Below are 20,804 nucleotides of genomic sequence, written 5' to 3'. Positions count from 1 at the left end.
CGACCTCAGTCGCCGGCGCTGTCCTTGGCCCGCTTGACCAGCCGGGGGTCGGGGCGCAGCACCACGTCGTGGTCCTTCCCCTCGTACTCGAACTGGGAGAGGAAGTGGCGCATGGCGTTGATGCGCGCCCGCTTCTTGTCGTTGCTCTTGATCGTCACCCAGGGTGCCCAGTCGGAGTCCGTGCGGCGGAACATCTCCTCCTTGGCGGCGGTGTAGGCCTCCCAGCGGTCCAGGCTCTCCAGGTCCATGGGCGAGAGCTTCCACTGGCGCACCGGGTCCAGCTGCCGGATCGCGAACCGGGTGCGCTGCTCGGTCTGCGTCACCGAGAACCAGAACTTCGTGATCGACACCCCGGCGTCGACGAGCATCTGCTCGAACAGCGGCGCCTGGATCATGAAGCGGTCGTACTCCGCCTGGGAGCAGAAGCCCATGACCCGCTCCACCCCGGCGCGGTTGTACCAGGACCGGTCGAACAGCACGAGCTCCCCCGAGGTCGGCAGGTGCTGGATGTAGCGCTGGAAGTACCACTGCCCGGCCTCGACCTCGGTGGGCTTGTTGAGCGCCACGACCCGCGCGCCACGAGGGTTGAGGTGCTCGGTGAAGCGTTTGATGGAGCCACCCTTGCCGGCGGCGTCGCGCCCCTCGAAGACGAGGACGTGCCGGCTGCCGTTGTCCTTGGCCCAGTACTGGAACTTGAGCAGCTCCACCTGGAGCAGCCACTTCTCGACCTCGTAGTAGTCGCGGGTCATCCGCTCGCTGTAGGGGTAGTCCTCGCGCCAGGTGTCGACGGCGCTGCCGTCGGGCGTGATGAGATCAGGGTCGGAGCCCTGGTCGTCCCGGACGGTGTAGCCCTGGTCGCGCAGGCTGTCGATGTACTCACGAAGCCGCTGCTGCACACCGCCGACCCTAGCGCGCCGACGACCCACGAGGCGTCCCGACCGGCGGTGCGCCACCGGTCCGGCGGGGTGGGAGACTGGGCGGTATGCCCTCGAGCTTCCCCCCGGGCGACCCCGCGCCCGCGGACGGCTCGCTCCCGGCGTCCGCGCTGCAGGGTATGCCGCAGCGCCCGTTCTCGGTCTACCTGCACGTCCCCTTCTGCCGGGTCCGGTGCGGCTACTGCGACTTCAACACCTACACCCTGCCCGAGCTCGACGACGCCGCGGCCCCGCAGGGCTACCTCGCCTCCGCCCACGCCGAGATCGAGCTGGCAGCCGGGGTGCTGCAGGAGGCGGCCCCGCCGCCGGTCTCCACGGTCTTCGTCGGCGGAGGGACCCCGACGCTGCTGGCCCCGCCGGCCCTGGGGTCGCTCGTGGCCGCGGTGCGCGAGCGCTGGGGGCTGGCGCCGGGCGCGGAGGTCACCACCGAGGCCAACCCCGACACCATCACCCCCGCCGTCGCGGAGCAGCTGGCCGAGGCCGGCTTCACCCGGGTGAGCCTGGGCATGCAGTCCGCGGTGCCGCACGTGCTGCGCACCCTCGACCGCACCCACGACCCGGCGGGCGTGGCATACGCCGTGCGGGCCGTCCGGGACGCGGGTCTGCAGGTGAGCCTCGACCTCATCTACGGCACGCCGGGGGAGACGCTCGCGGACTGGCGGGCGAGCCTGGACGCGGCGGTGGCGCTGCGACCGGACCACGTCTCGGCCTACGCCCTCGTCGTGGAGCCGGGGACCCGGCTGCACGGCCAGGTGCGCCGTGGCGAGGTGCCGGCGCCCGAGGACGACGACGAGGCGGACAAGTACGAGCTGGCCGAGGAGGTGCTCGGCGGGGCCGGCTACGGCTGGTACGAGATCTCCAACTGGGCGAGCGACCCGCAGCACCGGTGCCGGCACAACCTGGCCTACTGGCAGGGCGCGGACTGGTGGGGGGTCGGACCGGGGGCGCACAGCCACGTCGGTGGCGTGCGGTGGTGGAACGTCAAGCACCCGCGCGCCTACGACGACCGGCTGGGGCAGGGCCTGAGCCCGGCGCACGCCCGCGAGCTGCTGGGCCCCGGGGAGCGCTACGACGAGCAGGTCCTGCTCGGCGTCCGGCTGCGGGACGGGCTGCCCGTCGGCGAGCTGCGGGCCACCGGCCGCCGTGCCGTCGCGGGTCTCGTCGCCGACGGGCTGCTCGAGGGTCGTGCCGCGGTCCGTGGTCGTGCCGTGCTGACGCTGCGCGGCCGCCTGCTGGCCGACACCGTCGTGCACCGGCTGCTGGCCTGAGCCGGGGAACGGCCGGTCGCCTCCGGTTCATCGACACGCCCGACGGGGTCCGCCGGGGCGTCGGACGGGGGAGCCACAATGACGGCAGTCCCTGCGGGGTATGAGCCTGCAGGGCCGGACGCCGGCACGACGAGAGGTGGCCCGGTCGGCGAAGTATGAGTTCGCCCACCGGGCCACGGCCCGGGCGTGATGACGCCGGGCGGTGCGCAAGGTGCCAGAGGCTCGGCTGCGCATCACCACAGCTCGTCCATGGGACGGTGCGAATCCTCGGCCAGTCTCGCGACCCGCGCTCCCCGAGGGGAGTGCGTAGGGACATGTCTACGCCTCCGCCACCGGCGCCGCAAGGGACCGAGGTCGCGAATGTGCCGGGGCCCGGCGTGTCGCGACGGACACGCCGGGCCCTGGGACGTGCGGGGTGGCTGGGGTCAGCTGAGCAGGCGCAGCTGGAACGGGTACTCGTACACGCGGCTGTCCGCGGCCCGCATCGCACCCTTGATGTGGCACCACAGCTGGATGACGAACAGGGCGATCCAGGCCGGGATCGCCCACAGGAAACCGATGCCCAGGGTGAGGATCACCGAGATCCAGAGCCCGATGCTGATGATGGACAGCGTGAGGTTGAAGTTGAACGCGCCGGCCGACGCGGTGCGGACCGCCGCCGACCGGTCCTTGTAGAACAGCCAGATGAGCAGCGGGCCGAGGAAGGGCACCCAGCCGACGCTGAGCAGCATCGCCAGGGGCGCGGAGAGGTGGGCGAGCAGCATCATGGTGCGCTCGTCGCCCTGCGGCGCTCCCGAGGGCGCGCCGGGACCGGGCGGTGGCGACGAGGGCTGGCCGTAGGCCTGAGGCCCCGAGGCAGGCTGGGAGCCGGAAGGCCCGCCGGCTCGCTGCGGGTCCTGCCAGGGCTGGTCGCTGGGGGACTGGGGGGTCTGGGTCATGCTGCTCACTCCTCGTGAGGTGGTGGAACGGTGACGAAGTCGATCAGCTCTTCGACGCTGGCCAGCAGCGTAGGTTCCAGGTCGCTGTAGGACCGCACCGTCGAGAGTATCCGCTTCCAGCCCAGCGCCACGTCCGTCTGCGACCGGTGCGGCCAGCCGAGCTCGGCGAGCACCCCGTGCTTCCAGGACCGTCCCCGCTCGATGACCGGCCAGGCCTCCCGGCCGAGGCGGGCGGGCTTGACCGACTGCCAGACGTCCACGTAGGGGTGGCCGAGGATGCGGACCCAGGGGCTCACGCGCTCCGCCTGCTGCACGATCCGGGTCTCCTTGGTGGCGGGCACCAGGTGGTCGACGAGGATGCCGAGGCGCCGGTCCCGGGTCGGCGCGAACTCCCGGATGAGGGAGGCGAGGTCGTCGACGCCGTCCAGCATCTCGACCACGACGCCCTCGACCCGCAGGTCGTCACCCCAGACCTTCTCGACCAGCTCGGCGTCGTGGCGCCCCTCGACCCAGATGCGCGAGCCGCTGGCGACCCGGGCCGGCCGGCCCTCGACCCGCACCGACCCGCTGGCCGTGCGGGCCGCCGCCTGCCGGGCCTGGGCGAGCCGGCTCGTCGACTCCCGGTCCTCCGGTCGGGTGAGCACGACCGGCTGTCCGTCGACGAGGAAGCCCGGACCGAGCGGGAAGCCCTTGCGGCGACCGCGCCGGTCCTCCAGGTGCACCACCTCCATCCCCCCGGCGCGCTCGACGCCCACCACCGCGCCGCACCACCCGGTGTCCACGTCCTCCACCACGAGACCGCGCTCGGCGGCCACCTCCTGGGCCCGGCCGCGCCGGGGGGCGCGCCAGTCCGTGGCGAGGACGTCGGATCCGTAGCCGTAGCGGTCGTTCACAACGGACGACGCTAACGCCTGTGGCTGGAGTGACGGCGCAGGCGCTCCGGGCCGGGGCCGGTCAGGCCTCGCGCGGGTGGGTCATGTCGAGCGGCACGACCCAGGCGTCGAACTCCTCGGCGGTGAGGTGGCCGCTCTCCAGGGCCGCCTCGCGCAGCGTCTGCCCGGACCGGTGCGCCGCCTTGGCGATGGCGGCGGCCTTGTCGTAGCCGATGTGCGGGTTCAGCGCGGTCACCTGCATGAGGTTGCTGGCGAGGTTGGCCTCGATCCGCTCGGTGTTCGGCTCGATGCCCCGCGCGCACCCCACGTCGAAGGCGAGGCAGGCGTCGCTGATGAGCCGGATGCTCTCCAGCACGGCGTGGACCATGACCGGCTTGAAGACGTTGAGCTGGAAGTTGCCCTGGCTGCCGGCGAAGCCCACCGTCGCGTCGTTGCCGAAGACGCGGGTCGCGACCATGGTCATGGCCTCGGACTGGGTGGGGTTGACCTTGCCCGGCATGATCGAGCTGCCCGGCTCGTTCTCCGGGATGAGCAGCTCTCCGATCCCGTTGCGCGGCCCGGAGGCCAGCCAGCGCACGTCGTTGGCCATCTTCATCAACGCCCCGGCGAGGGTCCGCAGGGCCGCCGAGGTCTGCACCAGGGCGTCGTGCGCGGAGAGCGCGGCGAACCTGTTGTCGGCGCTGCGCAGCTCCAGCCCGACCTCCTCACCCATCCGGCGGGCGGCGAGCGCCCCGAACTCCGGGTGGGCGTTCAGCCCGGTGCCGACGGCCGTGCCGCCGATCGCCAGCTCGTGCAGCCCCTCCGCGGCGTGGCGCACCTCGCCCAGGGCGTAGTCGAGCTGGGCCACCCAGCCGCCGATCTCCTGCCCCAGGGTGATGGGGGTGGCGTCCTGCAGGTGCGTGCGGCCGACCTTGACGACGTCGGCGTACTCCGCCGACTTGGCGGCGAGGGTGTCGCGCAGCTGGCCCACCGCGCCCTCGAGGCGGTCCCGCAGCTCGAGGAGCACGGCGATGTGCATGGCGGTGGGGAAGGTGTCGTTGCTGCTCTGCCCCCGGTTGACGTGGTCGTTGGGGTGCACCGGGGTCTTGCTCCCCAGCTCCCCGCCGGCCAGCTCGATGGCGCGGTTGGAGATGACCTCGTTGGAGTTCATGTTGCTCTGGGTGCCGGAGCCGGTCTGGAAGACGACGAGCGGGAAGTGGTCGTCGAGCTCGCCGGAGATGACCTCGTCGGCCGCCTGCACGATGAGGTCGGCGACGTCCTGCGGCAGCTCGCCCAGCTCGGCGTTGGCCTGGGCGGCGCCCTTCTTGAGGATCCCCAGCGCGGTGATGATCGGGCGTCCCCACACGAAGGTGTCCTGGCCGATGGGGAAGTTGTGGATGCTGCGCTGCGTCTGCGCCCCCCAGTAGCGGTCGGAGGGGACCTCCACCTGGCCCATGCTGTCGGTCTCGGTGCGCGGCTCGCTCATGGCGCACATGGTATGCCGTGCCCCAGGCTCGCGTAGACTGGCACTCCGTGCCCCTGAGTGCCAGCCGCGAGGAAGGAGGGAGCAGCCGTGAGCGAGGACCGTCGCCTGGAGGTGCTGCGCGCGATCGTGCAGGACTACGTCCGCACCTCCGAACCCGTGGGGTCCAAGGCGCTGCTGGAGCGGCACCGGCTCGGAGTGTCCGCCGCGACCGTGCGCAACGACATGGCCGCGCTGGAGGACGAGGGCCTCATCACCGCCCCGCACACGAGCGCGGGACGGATCCCGACGGACGCGGGCTACCGCCTGTTCGTCGACCGCCTGCAGCAGATCAAGCCGATGAGCCGGGCCGAGCGCGCCGCGATCGCCCGCTTCCTCGACGGTGCGCTGGACCTCGACGACGTCGTCTCCCGCACGACGCGGCTGCTGTCCAGCCTCACCCAGCAGGTCGCGGTGATGCAGTACCCCAGCCTGTCCCGGTCCACCCTGCGCCACGTCGAGCTGGTGCCCGTCGGCGGCACCCGCCTCATGATCGTCCTCATCACGAGCACCGGGCGGGTCGAGCAGCGCGTCGTCGACGTCCGCCGGGACCTGACCCTTGAGCCCGACGTGGTGGCCACCCTGCGCACCCTCGTCAACGAGCTGGCCGTCGGCGAGCTGCTCGCCCGCATCCCCGCCCGGCTCGCCGCCGTGGAGGAGCGGGTCGCGCCGACCGACCGGCCGCTGGCCCAGGTCGTCGTCGACACCCTGGCCGAGGCCGCCCAGGAGCGCACCGAGGAGCGCATCGCCATGGCCGGCACCGCCAACCTGGCGCGGGTGGGCAGCGACTTCCCCACCTCCCTCTCCCAGGTGCTCGAGGCCCTGGAGGAGCACGTCGTCCTGCTGCGCCTCATGGGCAGCATGGCCTCCCTCGACGACGGCGAGACCGTCGCCGTCGCGATCGGCACCGAGAACCCCTACGAGCCGCTGCGCACCACCTCGGTCGTGGCGACCACCTACGGCCCCGCCGGGGGGCTGGGGGTCGTCGGGCCGACCCGCATGGACTACCCGCAGGCGATGGCCACGGTCCGGGCCGTGGCGCACTACGTCGCCGACATCCTGGACGGGTGAGCCACCTCACGGCATACCCACGCCCGTCCGACCGTTGCACCATCCGGACCCGCACGAGACCGCACACGACGAGACCGCAAGGACGTCCCCCGCTGTGAACGACTACTACGCCGACCTCGGCGTCGCCCGCGAGGCCACCCCCGAGGAGATCAAGAAGGCCTACCGCAAGAAGGCCCGCCAGCTGCACCCCGACGTCAACCCCGGCGCCGAGGCCGAGGCCGAGTTCAAGAAGGTCAGCCAGGCCTACGACGTGCTCGGCGACGCCGGCAAGCGCGCCTCCTACGACCGGGGCCAGGACCCCTACGGCGGTGCCACCGGCGGCTTCGGCCAGGGCTTCACCTTCAGCGACATCATGGACGCGTTCTTCGGCGGCACGGCGGCGGGGGCGCGCGGTCCGCGCTCCCGGACGCAGCGCGGCCACGACGCGCTCATCCGGCTCGACATCGACCTGCCCACCGCGGCCTTCGGCGGTGAGCAGACCCTCCAGATCGACACCGCGGTGGTGTGCAGCACCTGCTCGGGTGCCGGGGCGCAGCCGGGCAGCGGCACCCGCACGTGCGACGTCTGCAGCGGGCGGGGCGAGGTGCAGCAGGTGCAGCGCTCCTTCCTCGGTCAGGTGATGACCTCCCGCCCGTGCCAGGCGTGCCGCGGCTTCGGCAACGTCATCGAGCACCCCTGCTTCGACTGCTCCGGCGAGGGCCGGGTCCGCACCCGTCGCGACCTCACCCTCAAGGTCCCCGGCGGCGTCGACACCGGGACCCGGATCGCGCTCGCGGGCGAGGGCGAGGTCGGGCCCTTCGGTGGTGAGCCGGGCGACCTCTACGTCGAGATCCAGGTGGAGCCGCACGAGGTCTTCACCCGGCGCGGCGACGACCTCCACTGCACCCTCGAGGTGCCGATGACCGCAGCGGCCCTGGGGGCCACCCTGCCCGTGGAGACCCTGGACGGGCCGGTCGAGGTGGACCTGCGTGCCGGCACCCAGCCCGGCCAGACGGTGCCGCTGCCCGGCAAGGGCGTCACCCACCTGCGCGGCGAGGGCCGCGGCGACCTCATCGTCCACCTCGACGTCAAGGTGCCCACCCGGCTCAACGACACCCAGCGCGAGCTGCTGGCGCAGCTGGCCGAGAGCCGGGGCGAGTCCAGCCCGACCGGGCGCATGGGCACCTCCGGCGGGGTCGGCCGCAAGCACAGCCTCTGGGACGCGCTGCGTGGCAGGTAGGCCGTGAGCGACCCGCTCTTCCTGCTGCCCACGGCCTCGCTCGTCGGCGAGGAGATCGTGCTCGACGGTCCCGAGGGCCGGCACGCGGCGACGGTGCAGCGCATCGGGGTGGGGGAGAGCGTGGTCGTCTCCGACGGCGCCGGGCAGGGTGCCCGGTGCCGCGTCGTCGGGGCCGGGGGTGACGCGCTGCGCCTGCAGGTGACCGAGCGCCTGACGGACGACGAGCCGCGGCTGCGGCTCGTGCTCGTCCAGGCGCTCGCCAAGGGCGACCGCGACCTGCAGGCCGTCGAGACGGCGACCGAGCTCGACGTCACCGAGGTCGTCCCGTGGCAGGCGGACCGGAGCATCGTGCGGTGGCGCGGCGAGCGGGCGGCCAAGGCGCTGCGCCGGTGGGACCAGACGATCGTCGCCGCCACGAAGCAGTCGCGCCGGTTGCGGCGCCCCGCGCTCGGCGACCCGGTGGGGCGCCGCGGGCTGCTCGAGCGCGCCGCCGGGGCCGACCTCGTCCTCGTGCTCCACGAGGAGGCCACCGTCCCGCTCAGCACGCTGACGCTGCCGGACGCCGGGGAGGTGCTGCTCGTCGTGGGACCCGAGGGCGGGATCTCGCCCGACGAGCTGTCCGACCTCGTCGGCGCCGGGGCACACGCCGTGCGGCTGGGGCGCAGCGTGCTGCGCTCCTCCACCGCCGGCCCGGCGGCGCTGGCCGTGCTCGGGGCCGCCGCCTCGCAGGCGTGGCGATGAGCGCGACCACCCGGGCCGGCGAGGTGCGCGAGGAGCCGCGGTCGGTGTTCTCGCCCGGCGTGCGCAGCGCGTCGGTCGGCGCGACCGTCCTCATCGCGATCTTCGCGCTGGAGTACATCGCGGTCGGCGCGGCCATGCCGACGGTGGCGGCCGCCCTGGACGGCTACCACCTCTACAACATGGCGTTCGGGGCGACCGTCGCCGCGAGCGTCGTGGGGATGATCCTCAGCGGCTGGTGGTCGGACCGCTCCGGGCCACGACCGGTGGTGCTCGGCGGGGGTGCCGCCTTCGTGGCCGGCCTGCTGGTCGCCGGTCTCGCCACCTCCATGGAGGTCTTCGTCGTCGGTCGCGGGCTGCAGGGCCTCGGCAGCGGGCTGGCGAGCGTGGCGCTCTACGTCGTCATCGCCCAGCGGGTCCCGGACGCGCTGCGGCCCCCGGTGTTCTCGCTGCTGGCCGCGGCGTGGGTCCTCCCGGGCCTGGCCGGCCCCCTGCTCACCGGGGTGGTCGTCGAGCACCTGTCCTGGCGCTGGGTGTTCCTCGGGGTGGCTCCCGCCTTCCTGGTGGCGCTCGTCGTGCTGCGCCCGGCGCTGCGGGCGACCCGCCCCAGCAGCGAGGCCGGTCACCTCCGGCCGGGCATCATCGGCTGGGCGGTGCTCGCCGCCGTGGGCGTGGGCCTGCTCAACCTCGCGGGTGAGCGCATCCAGCCGTGGGAGTACGCCCTGGGTGCGGTGCTCCTGGTCCTGCTCGCCGTCGCGTCGCACCACCTGCTGCCCCGCGGGGCGCTGGTGCTGGCGCGCGGGCTGCCCTCGGTCGTCGGTGTCCGGGCCGCCCTGGGCGCCTCGTTCGTGGCCGCCGAGGCCTACCTCCCGCTCATGCTGCGCGACGAGCACGGCTACAGCCCGGCCCAGGCGGGCGGCGTGCTCGCCGCCGCCTCGGTCACCTGGGCCCTCGGGTCGTGGTTCCAGGGCCGCGCCGCCCCCGAGACCGACCGCTACCGGCTCATGCTCGCCGGAGTCGTCGGGTATGCGCTGGTCATGGCGGTCCTGGGCGTCGGGGTCTGGGGCTCCTGGCCCGGGTGGGTGGTCATCGCGCTGTACGGCGTCGCGACCTTCGGGGTCGGTGTCGCCTACCCCAACACCTCCGTCCTCACGCTGCGGCTGTCCAGCGAGCCCGAGGTCGGCCGCAACAGCTCGGCCCTGCAAGTCGGGGAGGCCCTGGCCAGCGCCCTCGCCCTGGCCGCCACCGGGGTGGTCTTCGGCCTGACCTACGGGACCGCCCCGCACGCCGCCTTCGTCGGGACCCTCGTCGTCTCCGTCGCCGTCGGGCTGCTCTCGGTGCTCAGCGCATCGCGGGCGCGGCCCGCACGGACGGCGCCCGTCGGTCCCGCCGTCTAGACTGGAGACCCTGATGACGCAGACCGACACCAGCCCACGACCCCAGCCCACGCATACCGTCGTCATCCCCGACGAGGTGCCCATGGTCACCCTCCTGGGGCCGCGCGACGAGCTGCTGCGCACCGTCGAGCGCGCCTTCCCCCGGGTGGACGTGCACGTGCGCGGCAACGAGTTCCGCCTCACCGGCGACTCCGCCGAGCTGGCCCTCGTCGAGCGCCTCGTCGACGAGCTGCTCGCCATCGTCGGGCGCGGGCAGCCGCTCAACCGGGACGCCGTCGAGCGCAGCATCGGGATGCTGCGCACCGCGACCTCCGACCGTCCGGCGGACGTGCTGACGATGAACATCGTCTCCAGCCGGGGCCGCACCATCCGGCCCAAGACGCTCAACCAGAAGCACTACGTCGACGCCATCGACGCCCACACCATCGTCTTCGGGCTCGGCCCGGCCGGCACCGGCAAGACCTACCTGGCCATGGCCAAGGCGGTCGCCGCGCTGCAGGCCAAGCAGGTCAACCGCATCATCCTCACCCGGCCGGCGGTCGAGGCGGGGGAGCGGCTGGGCTTCCTGCCGGGCACCCTCACCGACAAGATCGACCCCTACCTGCGCCCCCTCTACGACGCGCTGCACGACATGGTCGACAGCGAGTCCATGTCCAAGCTCATGGCGGCGGGCACCATCGAGGTGGCCCCCCTGGCCTACATGCGCGGGCGCAGCCTCAACGACGCCTTCATCATCCTGGACGAGGCCCAGAACACCTCTCCCGAGCAGATGAAGATGTTCCTCACCCGGCTCGGGTTCGGCTCCAAGATGGTGGTGACCGGGGACACCACGCAGGTCGACCTCCCGGGCGGCACCCAGTCGGGCCTGCGGGTGGTCCAGGACATCCTGGCCGACGTGGAGGACATCCACTTCTCCCACCTCACCAGCCAGGACGTCGTGCGTCACCGGCTGGTCAGCGACATCGTCGACGCCTACGGGAGGTTCGACGAGCGTCGGCAGCACCGGGGCCCGAGGCGCCAGGCGGCCGGACCGGCCGGCGGGGGGTCGGCCCCCCGGGAGGACACCTGATGATCGAGGTGCTCAACGAGTCGGGCGAGGTGCCGGCACCCGTCCCCGAGCAGGAGCTCGCCGACCTGGGACGGCACGTGCTGGCCCAGCTCCAGGTCAACCCCCGCGCGGAGCTGACCATCACCCTCGTGGACGAGGAGACGATGGCCAACCTGCACCAGCGGTGGATGGACCTGCCCGGCCCCACCGACGTCATGAGCTTCCCCATGGACGAGCTGCGCCCCGGTGGCGGCTCGGGCCGCCCCGAGGACGAGGCGGGCACCGAGGCGGGTGTCCTCGGCGACGTCGTGCTCTGCCCGTCGGTGGCACGGACCCAGGCCCAGCAGGCGGGCCACGCCGTCGGTGACGAGATGCTCCTGCTGACCACGCACGGGATCCTGCACCTGCTCGGCTTCGACCACGCCGAGAAGGCCGAGGAGCGGGAGATGTTCGACCTGCAGCGGACGCTGCTCATGACCTTCCTGGCCCAGCGCGGCCGGACCACGCGGGCGGCCGACGACGACGTGGTGGGGCGTTCGTGACCACGCTCGTGCTCGTCGCCGTCCTCACGACGACCATCGCCTTCCTCCTCACCGCCGGCGAGACCGCGCTGCAGCGGGTCAGCCTGCGTCGGGCCGAGCAGCTCGTCGACGAGGGTCGCACCGGCGCCCGGGCGCTGGAGCGCATCGCGAGGGACGCCGCGCCCTACCTCGCGGTCGCCGCCTTCGTCCGCGTCGCGGCCGAGGCGACCACGGCGGTCCTGGTGACCGTCGCCGTCGACATCCGCACCGACTCGCACCTGCAGACGGCGCTCATCGCCGTCGGGATCATGGTCGTCGTGACCTTCGTCGTGGTGGGGGTCTCGCCGCGGACGCTGGGTCGCCAGCACACCGAGCCGGTCGCGCTCGTCGCCGCACCCGTGGTGCGGCTGCTGCGCCTCTTCCTCGGGCCGGTCGCCAAGCTGCTCGTGCTCTTCGGCAACGCGGTGACCCCGGGGCGGGGCTTCGCCGAGGGGCCGTTCGCCACCGAGACCGAGCTGCGCGAGCTGGTCGACCTGGCCGGCGAGTCCTCGGTGATCGAGGACGACGAGCGGGAGATGATCCACTCGATCTTCGAGCTGGGGGACACCGTGGCCCGCGAGGTCATGGTGCCCCGCCCGGACCTGGTGACCATCAAGGGCGAGAAGGTGCTGCGGCAGGCGATGTCGCTGCTGCTGCGCTCGGGCTTCTCCCGGGTGCCGGTGGTGGGGGAGGACACCGACGACGTGCTCGGGATGCTCTACTTCAAGGACGTGGCGCGCGCGGTCAACAGCCGCGCCGAGGCGGCCGGCGTCGTGCCGGTCACCGACGTCATGCGGCCCGTCCAGCGGATCCCCGAGATGAAGCGGGTCGACGAGCTGCTCAAGGAGATGCAGCGCGGCCGCCAGCACGTCGCCGTCGTCATCGACGAGTACGGCGGCACCGCGGGGCTCGTCACCATCGAGGACATCGTCGAGGAGATCGTGGGCGAGATCACCGACGAGTACGACCGCGACACCGTCGACGTGGAGGAGGTCCTCCTCGACGACGGCACCGCGCGCACGCGGGTGCCGGCGAACCTGCCGGTGGACGACCTGGCCGAGATGTTCGACGTCGAGATCGAGACCGAGGACGTCGACTCCGTCGGTGGCCTGCTGTCGACGGCGATCGGCATGGTGCCCATCCAGGGTGCCGTCGGCGAGGTCGCGGGGCTGGAGCTGACCGCCGAGCGCATGGCGGGCCGTCGCCGTCGGGTCGCGACCGTGCTCGTGCGCCGCGTGCCCGAGCCGGAGCCGGAGACGCCGGAGGAGGACCCGCGCACGGCGGGACGCGGCGAGGTGGCCGACACGGACCCGCGCGACGAGCAGCAGGACCTGGCGGCGACCGATGCCGCCACCGACACCCCCGCCCGGCGGGGCGAGCGGTGGACCCCGCACGAGGACGAGGTGAGCACCAGTGCCCGATGAGCAGGCATACCGCGCGGGGTTCGTCAGCCTGGTGGGGCGACCCAACGCCGGGAAGTCGACCCTGACCAACGCCCTCGTGGGGAGCAAGGTGGCGATCACCTCCTCCAAGCCGCAGACCACGCGCCACGCGATCCGGGGCATCCGCACGACGGACACCTCCCAGCTCATCCTCGTCGACACCCCCGGGCTGCACCGACCGCGCTCGCTGCTCGGGCAGCGGCTCAACGACCTCGTCCGCGAGACCCTGCTCTCGGTCGACGTCATCGGCTTCTGCCTGCCCAGCGACCAGCGCGTCGGTCCGGGGGACAGCTTCATCGCGCGGGACCTGGCCGACCTGCACCGGGCTCGCCGGGTGCCGGTGGTCGCCATCGCCACCAAGTCGGACGCGGTGAGCCGGGACCGCCTGGCCGAGCACCTCGTGGCCATCGACCAGCTGGGGGACTGGGACGCGATCATCCCGTGCTCGGCCACCCGCGGCGACCAGGTCGAGGAGGTGGCCGACCTGCTGTCCTCCTGGCTGCCCGAGTCGCCGCAGCTCTACCCGGCCGACCAGATCACCGACGAGTCGACGCTCGTGCAGATCGCCGAGCTGGTGCGTGAGGCGGCCCTGGAGGGCGTGCGCGACGAGCTCCCGCACAGCCTGGCCGTGCAGGTCGAGGAGATCGTCCCGCGCCCGGACCGTCCCGAGGACTCACCGCTGTCGGACGTCCGCGTCAACGTCTTCGTCGAACGCCCGAGCCAGAAGGCCATCATCATCGGCCGGGGCGGCTCCCGCCTGCGCGACGTCGGCACCGAGGCCCGGCGGGGGATCGAGGCGCTCATGGGCCAGCGGGTGCACCTGGACCTGCACGTCAAGGTGGCCAAGGACTGGCAGCGCGACCCCAAGGCCCTGGACCGGCTCGGCTTCTGAGCCGCCAGCCGTCCCGGGCCCGGCTCGACGCGCCCGCGGGCGGCATACCCCGCCCACCTGCCCGGGCCCGCCGGTGGGCGCCTGCGGGCGGGATGCCGCGGCCACCTGGCCGGGCCCGCCCCTGGACGGCATGCCGTCGCCACCTGCCCGGGCCCGCCGGTGGGCGCCTGCGGGGGCAGGGGTGCCTGCTCCTCGGCAGGCCTCGACCACATCGGTCCCGCCGACACGCCCGGCCCCGGCGGCTCAGCCACGCACGTGCACGCCTGAGCCGTTCGGACCGGGCGTGTCGTCGGCCGTGGCGTTCACGTGCGCCCCTGGGCCGATCGCCGGCGTGGCGGGTCGGGCCGCGGGCGCGGTCGTGGCCGGGTCGGGTCGCGACGGGAGGGTGGCCGTGACCGACCCGGCTCAGGGCATACCCGAGCGGGCCGTTCCGTGGCAGAGTGGGCACCATGAAGAAGCTGCTCAACGACCCCGCTGACGTGGTCGTCGAGGCGCTGGCGGGGATGGCCGCGGCCCACCCCGACCACTTGCGCGTCGACCTGGACCACAAGCTCGTGCTCCGGGCCGGTTCGCCGGTCTCCGGCAAGGTCGCCCTCGTCTCCGGCGGGGGCTCCGGCCACGAACCGCTGCACGGCGGGTTCGTCGGCCGCGGCATGCTCGACGCGGCCTGCGCCGGAGAGGTCTTCACCTCCCCGGTGCCCGACCAGATCCTGGCGGCGACGACCGCCGTCGACGGCGGTGCCGGGGTGCTGCACATCGTCAAGAACTACACCGGCGACGTCATGAACTTCGAGATGGCGGCCGAGCTCGCCGCGGACTCGGGCGTGCAGGTCGAGGCCGTCGTCACCGACGACGACGTCGCGGTCCAGGACAGCCTCTTCACCGCCGGACGTCGGGGTGTCGGGGTCACCGTGCTGCTGGAGAAGATCGTCGGCGCGGCCGCCGAGGAGGGCCAGGACCTCGCCGCCTGCGCCGAGCTCGCCCGACGGGTCAACGCCCAGGGGCGGTCCATGGGCATCGCCCTCACCTCCTGCACGGTCCCCGCGGCCGGCAAGCCGACCTTCGAGCTGGCCGACGACGAGATGGAGATCGGCATCGGCATCCACGGGGAGCCGGGGCGCTCCACCGAGAAGCTGGCGCCCGCGCGGGAGGTCGCGGCGCGGCTCGTCGAGCCGGTCGTCTCCGACCTCGGCCTGGAGAGCGGCGAGTCGGTCATCGCCTTCGTCAACGGGATGGGCGGGACGCCTCTGCTCGAGCTCTACGTCATGTACGGCGAGGTCGCCCGCCTGCTCGAGCAGGCCGGGGTCACCGTGGCCCGCTCGCTGGTCGGCAACTACATCACCTCCCTCGAGATGGCCGGCTGCTCGGTCACGCTGCTGCGGGTGGACGAGGAGATGGTGCGGCTCTGGGACGCCCCCGTGGACACGCCCGGCCTGCGATGGGGAGGATGAGCGCATGGCTGACCTCACCGCATTCCAGTCCTGGATCGCCGCCTGCTCCGAGAGCATCACGGCCCACGCCGACGACCTGACCGAGCTCGACCGGGCGATCGGCGACGCCGACCACGGCAGCAACATGAAGCGGGGTCTGACCGCGTGCGCGGCCCTGGCCGAGCAGGAGGACTTCTCCAGCATCGACGCCTACCTCAAGAAGGTCGGCATGACGCTGGTGAGCACCGTCGGCGGCGCCTCCGGGCCGCTCTACGGCACGTTCTTCCTCCGGCTGGCGGGGCCGCTGGCGGCGAGCGAGGACGTGGGCGCCCGGGAGTTCGGGCAGGCGCTGCGCGCCGGTGTCGAGGGCATCGTGGCGCGCGGCAAGGCCGAGGCCGGGGACAAGACGATGTATGACGCGTTCTCGCCCGCGCTGGACGCCTTCGAGTCCGCCGCCGGCTCCGGGGCCGAGCTCGCCGAGGCCCTGCGGGCAGCTGCGGACGCAGCGGCGCAGGGCCGGGACGCGACCGAGCCGATGGTCGCGCGCAAGGGGCGGGCGTCCTACCTCGGGGAGCGCAGCGCCGGCCACCAGGACCCCGGAGCCACGAGCGCCACCCTGCTCATCGAGGCCGCCGCGAAGACCCTCGCGTGAGCCGGTCGCGATGATCGCGCTGGTCGTCGTCTCCCACAGTCGCGCCCTGGCCCGGGCCGCCGTCGCCCTCGCCGCCGAGATGAGCCCGGAGGACGGGCCGCGGCTGGAGGTGGCCGCGGGGCTGGACGAGGAGACGACCGGCACGGACGCGGTCGCCATCGCCGAGGCCCTGGGCCGGGCGGACGACGCCTCCGACGGTGCCGGGGTGCTGGTGCTGGTGGACCTGGGCAGCGCCGTGCTGTCGACCGAGATGGCCCTGGAGATGGTGGACCCCGAGGTCGCCGCCCGGGTGCGCGTCAGCCCGGCGCCGCTGGTGGAGGGGCTGGTCGCGGCCACCGTCGCTGCCGGCACCGGTGCCGACCTGGAGACCTGCGCCGCCGAGGCGCGGCGGGGCCTGGACGCCAAGACCTCCCACCTGGGGGACGCCCCGGACCCTGCAGAGCCCGGGGCTGGAGACGAGACCGGTGACGCGGCCTCCGCCGAGGAGTCCGGCGACTGGACGGCCGCGGAGGTCTCGGTGACGGGGGAGCACGGCCTGCACGCGCGACCCGCCGCGCGGCTCGTGTCCACGGCGGCCGCGGCCTCGCCCGGCACCCGGGTGCGGGTCCGCAACGTGACCACCGGGGCGGGGCCCGTCGACGCCCTGAGCCTGTCCGGCGTCGCGACGCTGGGCGCGCGCCAGGGACACGTGCTCAGGGTGGAGGCGACCGGGGAGCGGGCCGGCGAGGTGCTCCGCCAGATCGAGCAGCTGGCGGCGACCGCCTTCGGGGACGAGCCGGGCCCGGCGCAGCCGCTGGCCGACGACGACGCCCCGGCACCCTCGGTGAGCGAGGAGCCGGGGGTGGCCGGTTCCGGGCTGGAGGCCGCGATGGGCCCGGCCGTGCTGGACCGGACGGTGCCGGACCCCGACGACGTCGTGGCCGGCAGCGAGCAGGAGGAGCAGGACCGCCTGGATGCCGCGGTCGCCGAGGCCCTGGAGGCCCTGGAGCAGCTGTCGGCCCGCGCGCGCCGTCACCTCGGCGACGGGCAGGCCGAGGTGTTCGAGGCGCACGCGGCGCTGCTGCGCGACCCGGAGCTGCTCGGGGACGTCGCGCAGCGGATCTCCGGAGGGGAGGCCGCAGCCTTCGCCTGGCAGGACGCCGTGCAGGACGTCGTCGGGCGCTTCGAGGCGCTCCCCGACGCCTACCTGCAGGAGCGCGCGCAGGACGTGCGCAGCATCGGTGAGCGGGTGATGCGGGTGCTGCTCGACGTGGCCGAGCCGGAGGCGCTCGGTGAGGGTGTGCTCGTCGTGGACGAGCTCGACCCGGCGCTGGCCATCTCTCTGGACGCGGGCGCCATCCGTGGGGTCGTGACGCGCCAGGGCGGGGCCCTGGGGCACGGGGTGCTCATCGCCCGGGCGCGTGGACTCCCGGTGCTGACCGGCGCCGGGGCCCGCGCCGACGTCGAGGCGGGCACGCTCATCGCCTTCGACGCCCGCGCCGGGCGCCTGGAGATCGACCCCGTCCCCGAGGTGCAGACCGCCTTCTCCCAGATGCTCGAGAGGCGCGCCGCCGAGCGCCAGCAGGCGCTGGCGGACACCCACCTGCCGGTCGTGACGCGCGACGGGGCCCGGGTCACGGTGAAGGCCAACGTGTCCTCGGTCGCCACCGCGCGGTTGGGTGCCGGGCTCGGGGCCGAGGGGTCCGGGCTGGTCCGCACCGAGGCCGTCTTCGCCCAGTGGCACCGTGCCCCGACCGTCGACCAGCAGGTCGAGGTCTACTCCGCGATCGCGCAGGCCTTCGATCCGCACGCCGTGACCATCCGCACCTGGGACGTCGGCGGTGACAAGCCGTTGGACTTCATCCCCATCGAGGAGGAGGCCAACCCCTTCCTCGGGGTACGCGGGATCCGCGCCTTCCGCAAGGACCCCTCCCTGCTGCTCGACCAGCTGGAGGCCCTGTGCCGGGTCGCGCGGGGCCAGCGCCTCAACGTGCTCTTCCCCATGGTCACCTCGCTGGACGACGTCGACTGGGCCCGGGCGCGGCTGCAGGAGGCGGCCCGCCGCGTCGGGCTGTCGGCACCGCCCCACCAGCTGGGCGTCGGCATCATGGTCGAGGTGCCCGCCGTCGCGGTGCGTCTGGGGCGCCTGGCCCACGGCCTGGACGTCATCTCCATCGGCAGCAACGACCTCAGCCAGTACACCCTGGCCGCCGAGCGGGGCAACCCGCACGTCGCGACGTGGTCGGACGGGTTGGACCCCGCCGTGCTGCAGCTCATCCGCTACATCTGCGACCGGGCACCCGAGGGCGTCGTCGTCAGCCTGTGCGGCGAGCTGGCGAGCGACCCCGACGTCGCCGGGCTGCTGGTGGGCCTCGGCGTGCGGGAGCTGAGCGCCTCGCCCAGCGCGGTGCCGACGATCAAGGCCCGGCTGCGGGCCGGCTCGTTGCGCGAGATGCAGGACCTCGCGGCGAGCGCCGTCACGGCCCGTGACGCAGCGGCCGTCCGCGACCTCCTCGCCCTGCACGCCTGAGCGTCCGCACCGCACGGGACATGCGGTAGGTCCGCACCGGACCCGGTCAGCGCACCCCGCGGGGCCGGAACTGGATGCTGATCCGGGGTCCGACCGGGGCCGACGTCTTGGGGACGCAGTGGTCCCACGTCCGCTGGCAGGACCCGCCCATGACCAGCAGGTCGCCGTGGCCGAGGACGTGCCGGATGCTCGCGCCGCCACCGCGGGGACGCAGCAGCAGCGCCCGGGGAGCGCCCAGCGAGACGATCGCCACCATGGTGTCCTGCTCCTTGCTGCGGCCGATGCGGTCGCCGTGCCACGCGACGCTGTCGCGCCCGTCGCGGTAGAGGCACATGCCCGCGGTGACGAACGGCTCACCCAGCTCGGCGGCATACCAGCGGCTCAGCTCCTCGCGGGCCCGGGTCAGCACCGGGTCGGGCAGCTGCTCCCGCTCGGCGTAGAAGCGCAGCAGCCGCGGCGTGGTCACCTGCCGGTCCCACATCTGCCGCTCCTCGCCGCGCCACGCGACCTCGGCTGGACCACCCAGGGCGAGCCGGGAGAAGAGCTCGTCGGAGCCGGTGACCCAGCCCGGCCGCACGTCGATCCAGGCCCCGTGGTCGAGACCGGTGCGACGCACCCCTCCCTGGAGGGGGCGCAGGCCGACCTCGTCGACCTGGTCCAGGAGTGAACCCTGCAGCATCATGCACCCACTGTAGAACAGGTGTACGAATGGCGCCAGCGTGGGCTCACGCCGGTGCGGGATGCCGACCCGCGGCCGCGCTCGGTGGGACACTGGGGGTATGCCGACCTACCGCGACGCCGCGATCGTGCTGCGGACGTACAAGCTCGGCGAGGCCGACCGCATCGTCATCCTGCTCGGGCGCACCCGTGGGCGGATCCGCGCGGTCGCCAAGGGCGTCCGGCGGACCTCCAGCAAGTTCGGCGCCCGGCTGGAGCCGGGCATGGTGGTCGACGTCCAGTGCTACGAGGGCCGCTCCCTCGACACCATCACCCAGGCCGACGGGCTCGCGCCCTACGGTGACGCCATCGCCCGCGACTACCCGGCCTGGACCGCCGCCAGCGTCATGCTGGAGACCTGCGAGCAGCTCACCGAGGAGGGCACGCCCGCGCTGCAGCACTTCCGTCTGCTCGCCGGGGGGCTGGCCGCGCTCGCCGCCGGGGAGCACGACGCCCGCCTCGTCCTCGACTCCTACCTCCTGCGGGCGCTGGCCATCGCCGGCTGGCGGGCGAGCTTCGTCAACTGCGCACGGTGCGGCATGACCGGGCCGCACCGCGCGTTCCACGTGCCCTCCGGCGGCTCGGTCTGCCCGGTCTGCCGTCCGCCCGGCTCCACCGCGCCCGCGCCGGAGACCATGGCCCTGCTCGCCGCGTTGTTCACCAGCGACTGGGACGTCGCCGACACCAGCCAGAGCCGGCACCGGGGCGAGGCGAGCGGGCTCGTGGCGGCATACCTGCAGTGGCACCTGGAGCGTGGCGTGCGCTCGCTGCGACACCTGGAGAGGACCCCCTGAGTGAGCACCCGACCCCGGCAGCCCTTCGCCCACCCCTCGGGTGCGACGCCGCCGCCGGTGCCGCGCGACCTCGTCCCGCGGCACGTCGCCATCGTCATGGACGGCAACGGCCGGTGGGCCAACCAGCGCGGCCTGAGGCGCACGCAGGGGCACGAGGCGGGGGAGGCCTCGCTGCTGGACGTCATCGCCGGCGGCATCGAGATCGGGGTGCAGTGCATCAGCGCCTACGCCTTCTCGACCGAGAACTGGCGGCGCAGCCCCGACGAGGTGCGCTTCCTCATGGGCTTCAACCGCGCCGTCATCCACCGGCGCCGCGAGGAGCTGGACTCCTGGGGGGTGCGGGTCGTCTGGTCCGGGCGCCGGCCGCGGCTGTGGAGGTCGGTCATCTCCGAGCTCGAGTCGGCCGAGCGGCAGACCCAGGGCAACGACGTCATCACCCTCAACTTCTGCGTCAACTACGGCGGGCGGGCCGAGATCGGCGACGCAGTCCGGCGCATCGCCGACGACGTCCAGGCCGGTCGCCTGTCACCCCGCGGCGTCGACGAACGCACCATCGGGCGCTACCTCTACCACCCCGAGGTGCCCGACGTTGACCTCTTCGTCCGCAGCTCGGGGGAGCAGCGCACCTCCAACTTCCTGCTCTGGCAGAGCGCCTACGCCGAGATGGTCTTCCAGGACGTGCTGTGGCCCGACTACGACCGGCGCGACCTGTGGCGGGCGATCGAGCAGTACGCCTCCCGCGACCGCCGCTACGGCGGCGCCGTGGACACGCCGCAGGCCTGAGCGGCGGCCGTGCGGGG

At 73.7% G+C, this 20,804-nt stretch carries 19 protein-coding genes; 14 read left to right on the top strand and 5 right to left on the bottom strand.

Features of this window, described 5'->3' with window-relative positions:
* Positions 1-5: 5 nt before the first annotated feature.
* Positions 6-896, bottom strand: a complete 891-nt coding sequence (gene ppk2, locus FHD63_RS09025) for a polyphosphate kinase 2 (protein WP_139721776.1) — start codon at positions 894-896, stop codon at positions 6-8.
* Between the two features lie 86 nt (positions 897-982).
* On the opposite strand from ppk2, the gene hemW reads away from it, so the two are divergent.
* Positions 983-2,203 (top strand): radical SAM family heme chaperone HemW, encoded by a 1,221-nt coding sequence (gene hemW / locus FHD63_RS09020; RefSeq protein ID WP_139721775.1) that lies wholly within the window; start codon positions 983-985, stop codon positions 2,201-2,203.
* Positions 2,204-2,628: 425 nt separating this feature from the next.
* On the opposite strand, the gene FHD63_RS09015 is transcribed toward hemW, so the two are convergent.
* From FHD63_RS09015 to fumC, 3 genes are all read right to left on the bottom strand, one after another.
* Positions 2,629-3,141 (bottom strand): DUF4870 domain-containing protein, encoded by a 513-nt coding sequence (locus tag FHD63_RS09015; protein WP_238705600.1) that lies wholly within the window; start codon positions 3,139-3,141, stop codon positions 2,629-2,631.
* Between the two features lie 5 nt (positions 3,142-3,146).
* On the bottom strand, positions 3,147-4,034 hold the full coding sequence (locus FHD63_RS09010; RefSeq protein ID WP_139721774.1) for a DUF3097 domain-containing protein: 888 nt from the start codon (positions 4,032-4,034) through the stop codon (positions 3,147-3,149).
* Positions 4,035-4,095: 61 nt separating this feature from the next.
* Positions 4,096-5,499, bottom strand: a complete 1,404-nt coding sequence (gene fumC / locus FHD63_RS09005) for a class II fumarate hydratase (RefSeq protein WP_139721773.1) — start codon at positions 5,497-5,499, stop codon at positions 4,096-4,098.
* 87 nt (positions 5,500-5,586) lie between these two features.
* On the opposite strand from fumC, the gene hrcA reads away from it, so the two are divergent.
* The 11 genes from hrcA (at position 5,587) to ptsP (ending at position 18,493) form a co-directional block, all read left to right on the top strand.
* Positions 5,587-6,606 carry a heat-inducible transcriptional repressor HrcA gene (gene hrcA / locus FHD63_RS09000; protein ID WP_139721772.1) on the top strand — a complete coding sequence of 340 codons (1,020 nt, stop codon included), beginning with the start codon at positions 5,587-5,589 and terminating at the stop codon, positions 6,604-6,606.
* A gap of 94 nt (positions 6,607-6,700) precedes the next feature.
* Complete coding sequence (gene dnaJ / locus FHD63_RS08995; protein ID WP_139721771.1) at positions 6,701-7,825, top strand: molecular chaperone DnaJ; 1,125 nt, start codon at positions 6,701-6,703, stop codon at positions 7,823-7,825.
* A 3-nt stretch (positions 7,826-7,828) separates the two neighbouring features.
* A complete protein-coding gene (locus tag FHD63_RS08990) occupies positions 7,829-8,566 on the top strand; it encodes a 16S rRNA (uracil(1498)-N(3))-methyltransferase (protein WP_139721770.1) in 738 nt (245 codons plus the stop codon).
* Entirely contained in the window at positions 8,563-9,960 is a 1,398-nt protein-coding gene (locus FHD63_RS08985) for an MFS transporter (RefSeq protein ID WP_139721769.1), read from the top strand. Before FHD63_RS08990 ends, FHD63_RS08985 begins: the two co-directional genes overlap by 4 nt.
* Positions 9,961-9,973: 13 nt before the next feature.
* Entirely contained in the window at positions 9,974-11,029 is a 1,056-nt protein-coding gene (locus tag FHD63_RS08980) for a PhoH family protein (protein ID WP_139721768.1), read from the top strand.
* The gene (ybeY, locus tag FHD63_RS08975) at positions 11,026-11,550 is read left to right on the top strand and encodes an rRNA maturation RNase YbeY (protein ID WP_238705847.1); all 525 of its coding nucleotides are present in this window, start codon (positions 11,026-11,028) and stop codon (positions 11,548-11,550) included. The genes FHD63_RS08980 and ybeY overlap by 4 nt, the downstream gene beginning before the upstream one ends.
* Positions 11,547-12,992 (top strand): hemolysin family protein, encoded by a 1,446-nt coding sequence (locus FHD63_RS08970; RefSeq protein WP_139721766.1) that lies wholly within the window; start codon positions 11,547-11,549, stop codon positions 12,990-12,992. The genes ybeY and FHD63_RS08970 overlap by 4 nt, the downstream gene beginning before the upstream one ends.
* A complete protein-coding gene (era, locus tag FHD63_RS08965) occupies positions 12,982-13,902 on the top strand; it encodes a GTPase Era (protein ID WP_139721765.1) in 921 nt (306 codons plus the stop codon). The genes FHD63_RS08970 and era overlap by 11 nt, the downstream gene beginning before the upstream one ends.
* A 449-nt stretch (positions 13,903-14,351) precedes the next feature.
* Positions 14,352-15,353, top strand: coding sequence for a dihydroxyacetone kinase subunit DhaK (gene dhaK / locus FHD63_RS08960; RefSeq protein ID WP_139721764.1), 1,002 nt, complete (start codon positions 14,352-14,354; stop codon positions 15,351-15,353).
* Between the two features lie 4 nt (positions 15,354-15,357).
* Positions 15,358-15,984, top strand: coding sequence for a dihydroxyacetone kinase subunit DhaL (dhaL, locus tag FHD63_RS08955; protein WP_139721763.1), 627 nt, complete (start codon positions 15,358-15,360; stop codon positions 15,982-15,984).
* A 10-nt stretch (positions 15,985-15,994) separates the two neighbouring features.
* Entirely contained in the window at positions 15,995-18,493 is a 2,499-nt protein-coding gene (ptsP, locus tag FHD63_RS08950; RefSeq protein WP_139721762.1) for a phosphoenolpyruvate--protein phosphotransferase, read from the top strand.
* Between the two features lie 46 nt (positions 18,494-18,539).
* On the opposite strand, the gene FHD63_RS08945 is transcribed toward ptsP, so the two are convergent.
* Complete coding sequence (locus FHD63_RS08945; protein ID WP_139721761.1) at positions 18,540-19,175, bottom strand: alpha-ketoglutarate-dependent dioxygenase AlkB; 636 nt, start codon at positions 19,173-19,175, stop codon at positions 18,540-18,542.
* Positions 19,176-19,272: 97 nt separating this feature from the next.
* Between FHD63_RS08945 and recO the strand changes: the two genes are divergently transcribed.
* Complete coding sequence (gene recO / locus FHD63_RS08940; RefSeq protein ID WP_139721760.1) at positions 19,273-20,004, top strand: DNA repair protein RecO; 732 nt, start codon at positions 19,273-19,275, stop codon at positions 20,002-20,004.
* A complete protein-coding gene (locus tag FHD63_RS08935; RefSeq protein WP_139721759.1) occupies positions 20,005-20,787 on the top strand; it encodes an isoprenyl transferase in 783 nt (260 codons plus the stop codon).
* The last annotated feature ends 17 nt before the right edge of the window (positions 20,788-20,804 follow it).

Source organism: Serinicoccus chungangensis (assembly GCF_006337125.1).
Lineage (GTDB): Bacteria > Actinomycetota > Actinomycetes > Actinomycetales > Dermatophilaceae > Ornithinicoccus > Ornithinicoccus chungangensis.
Note: the sequence above shows the minus strand (reverse complement) of the source record. Positions and strands in the feature narration are given on the sequence as shown.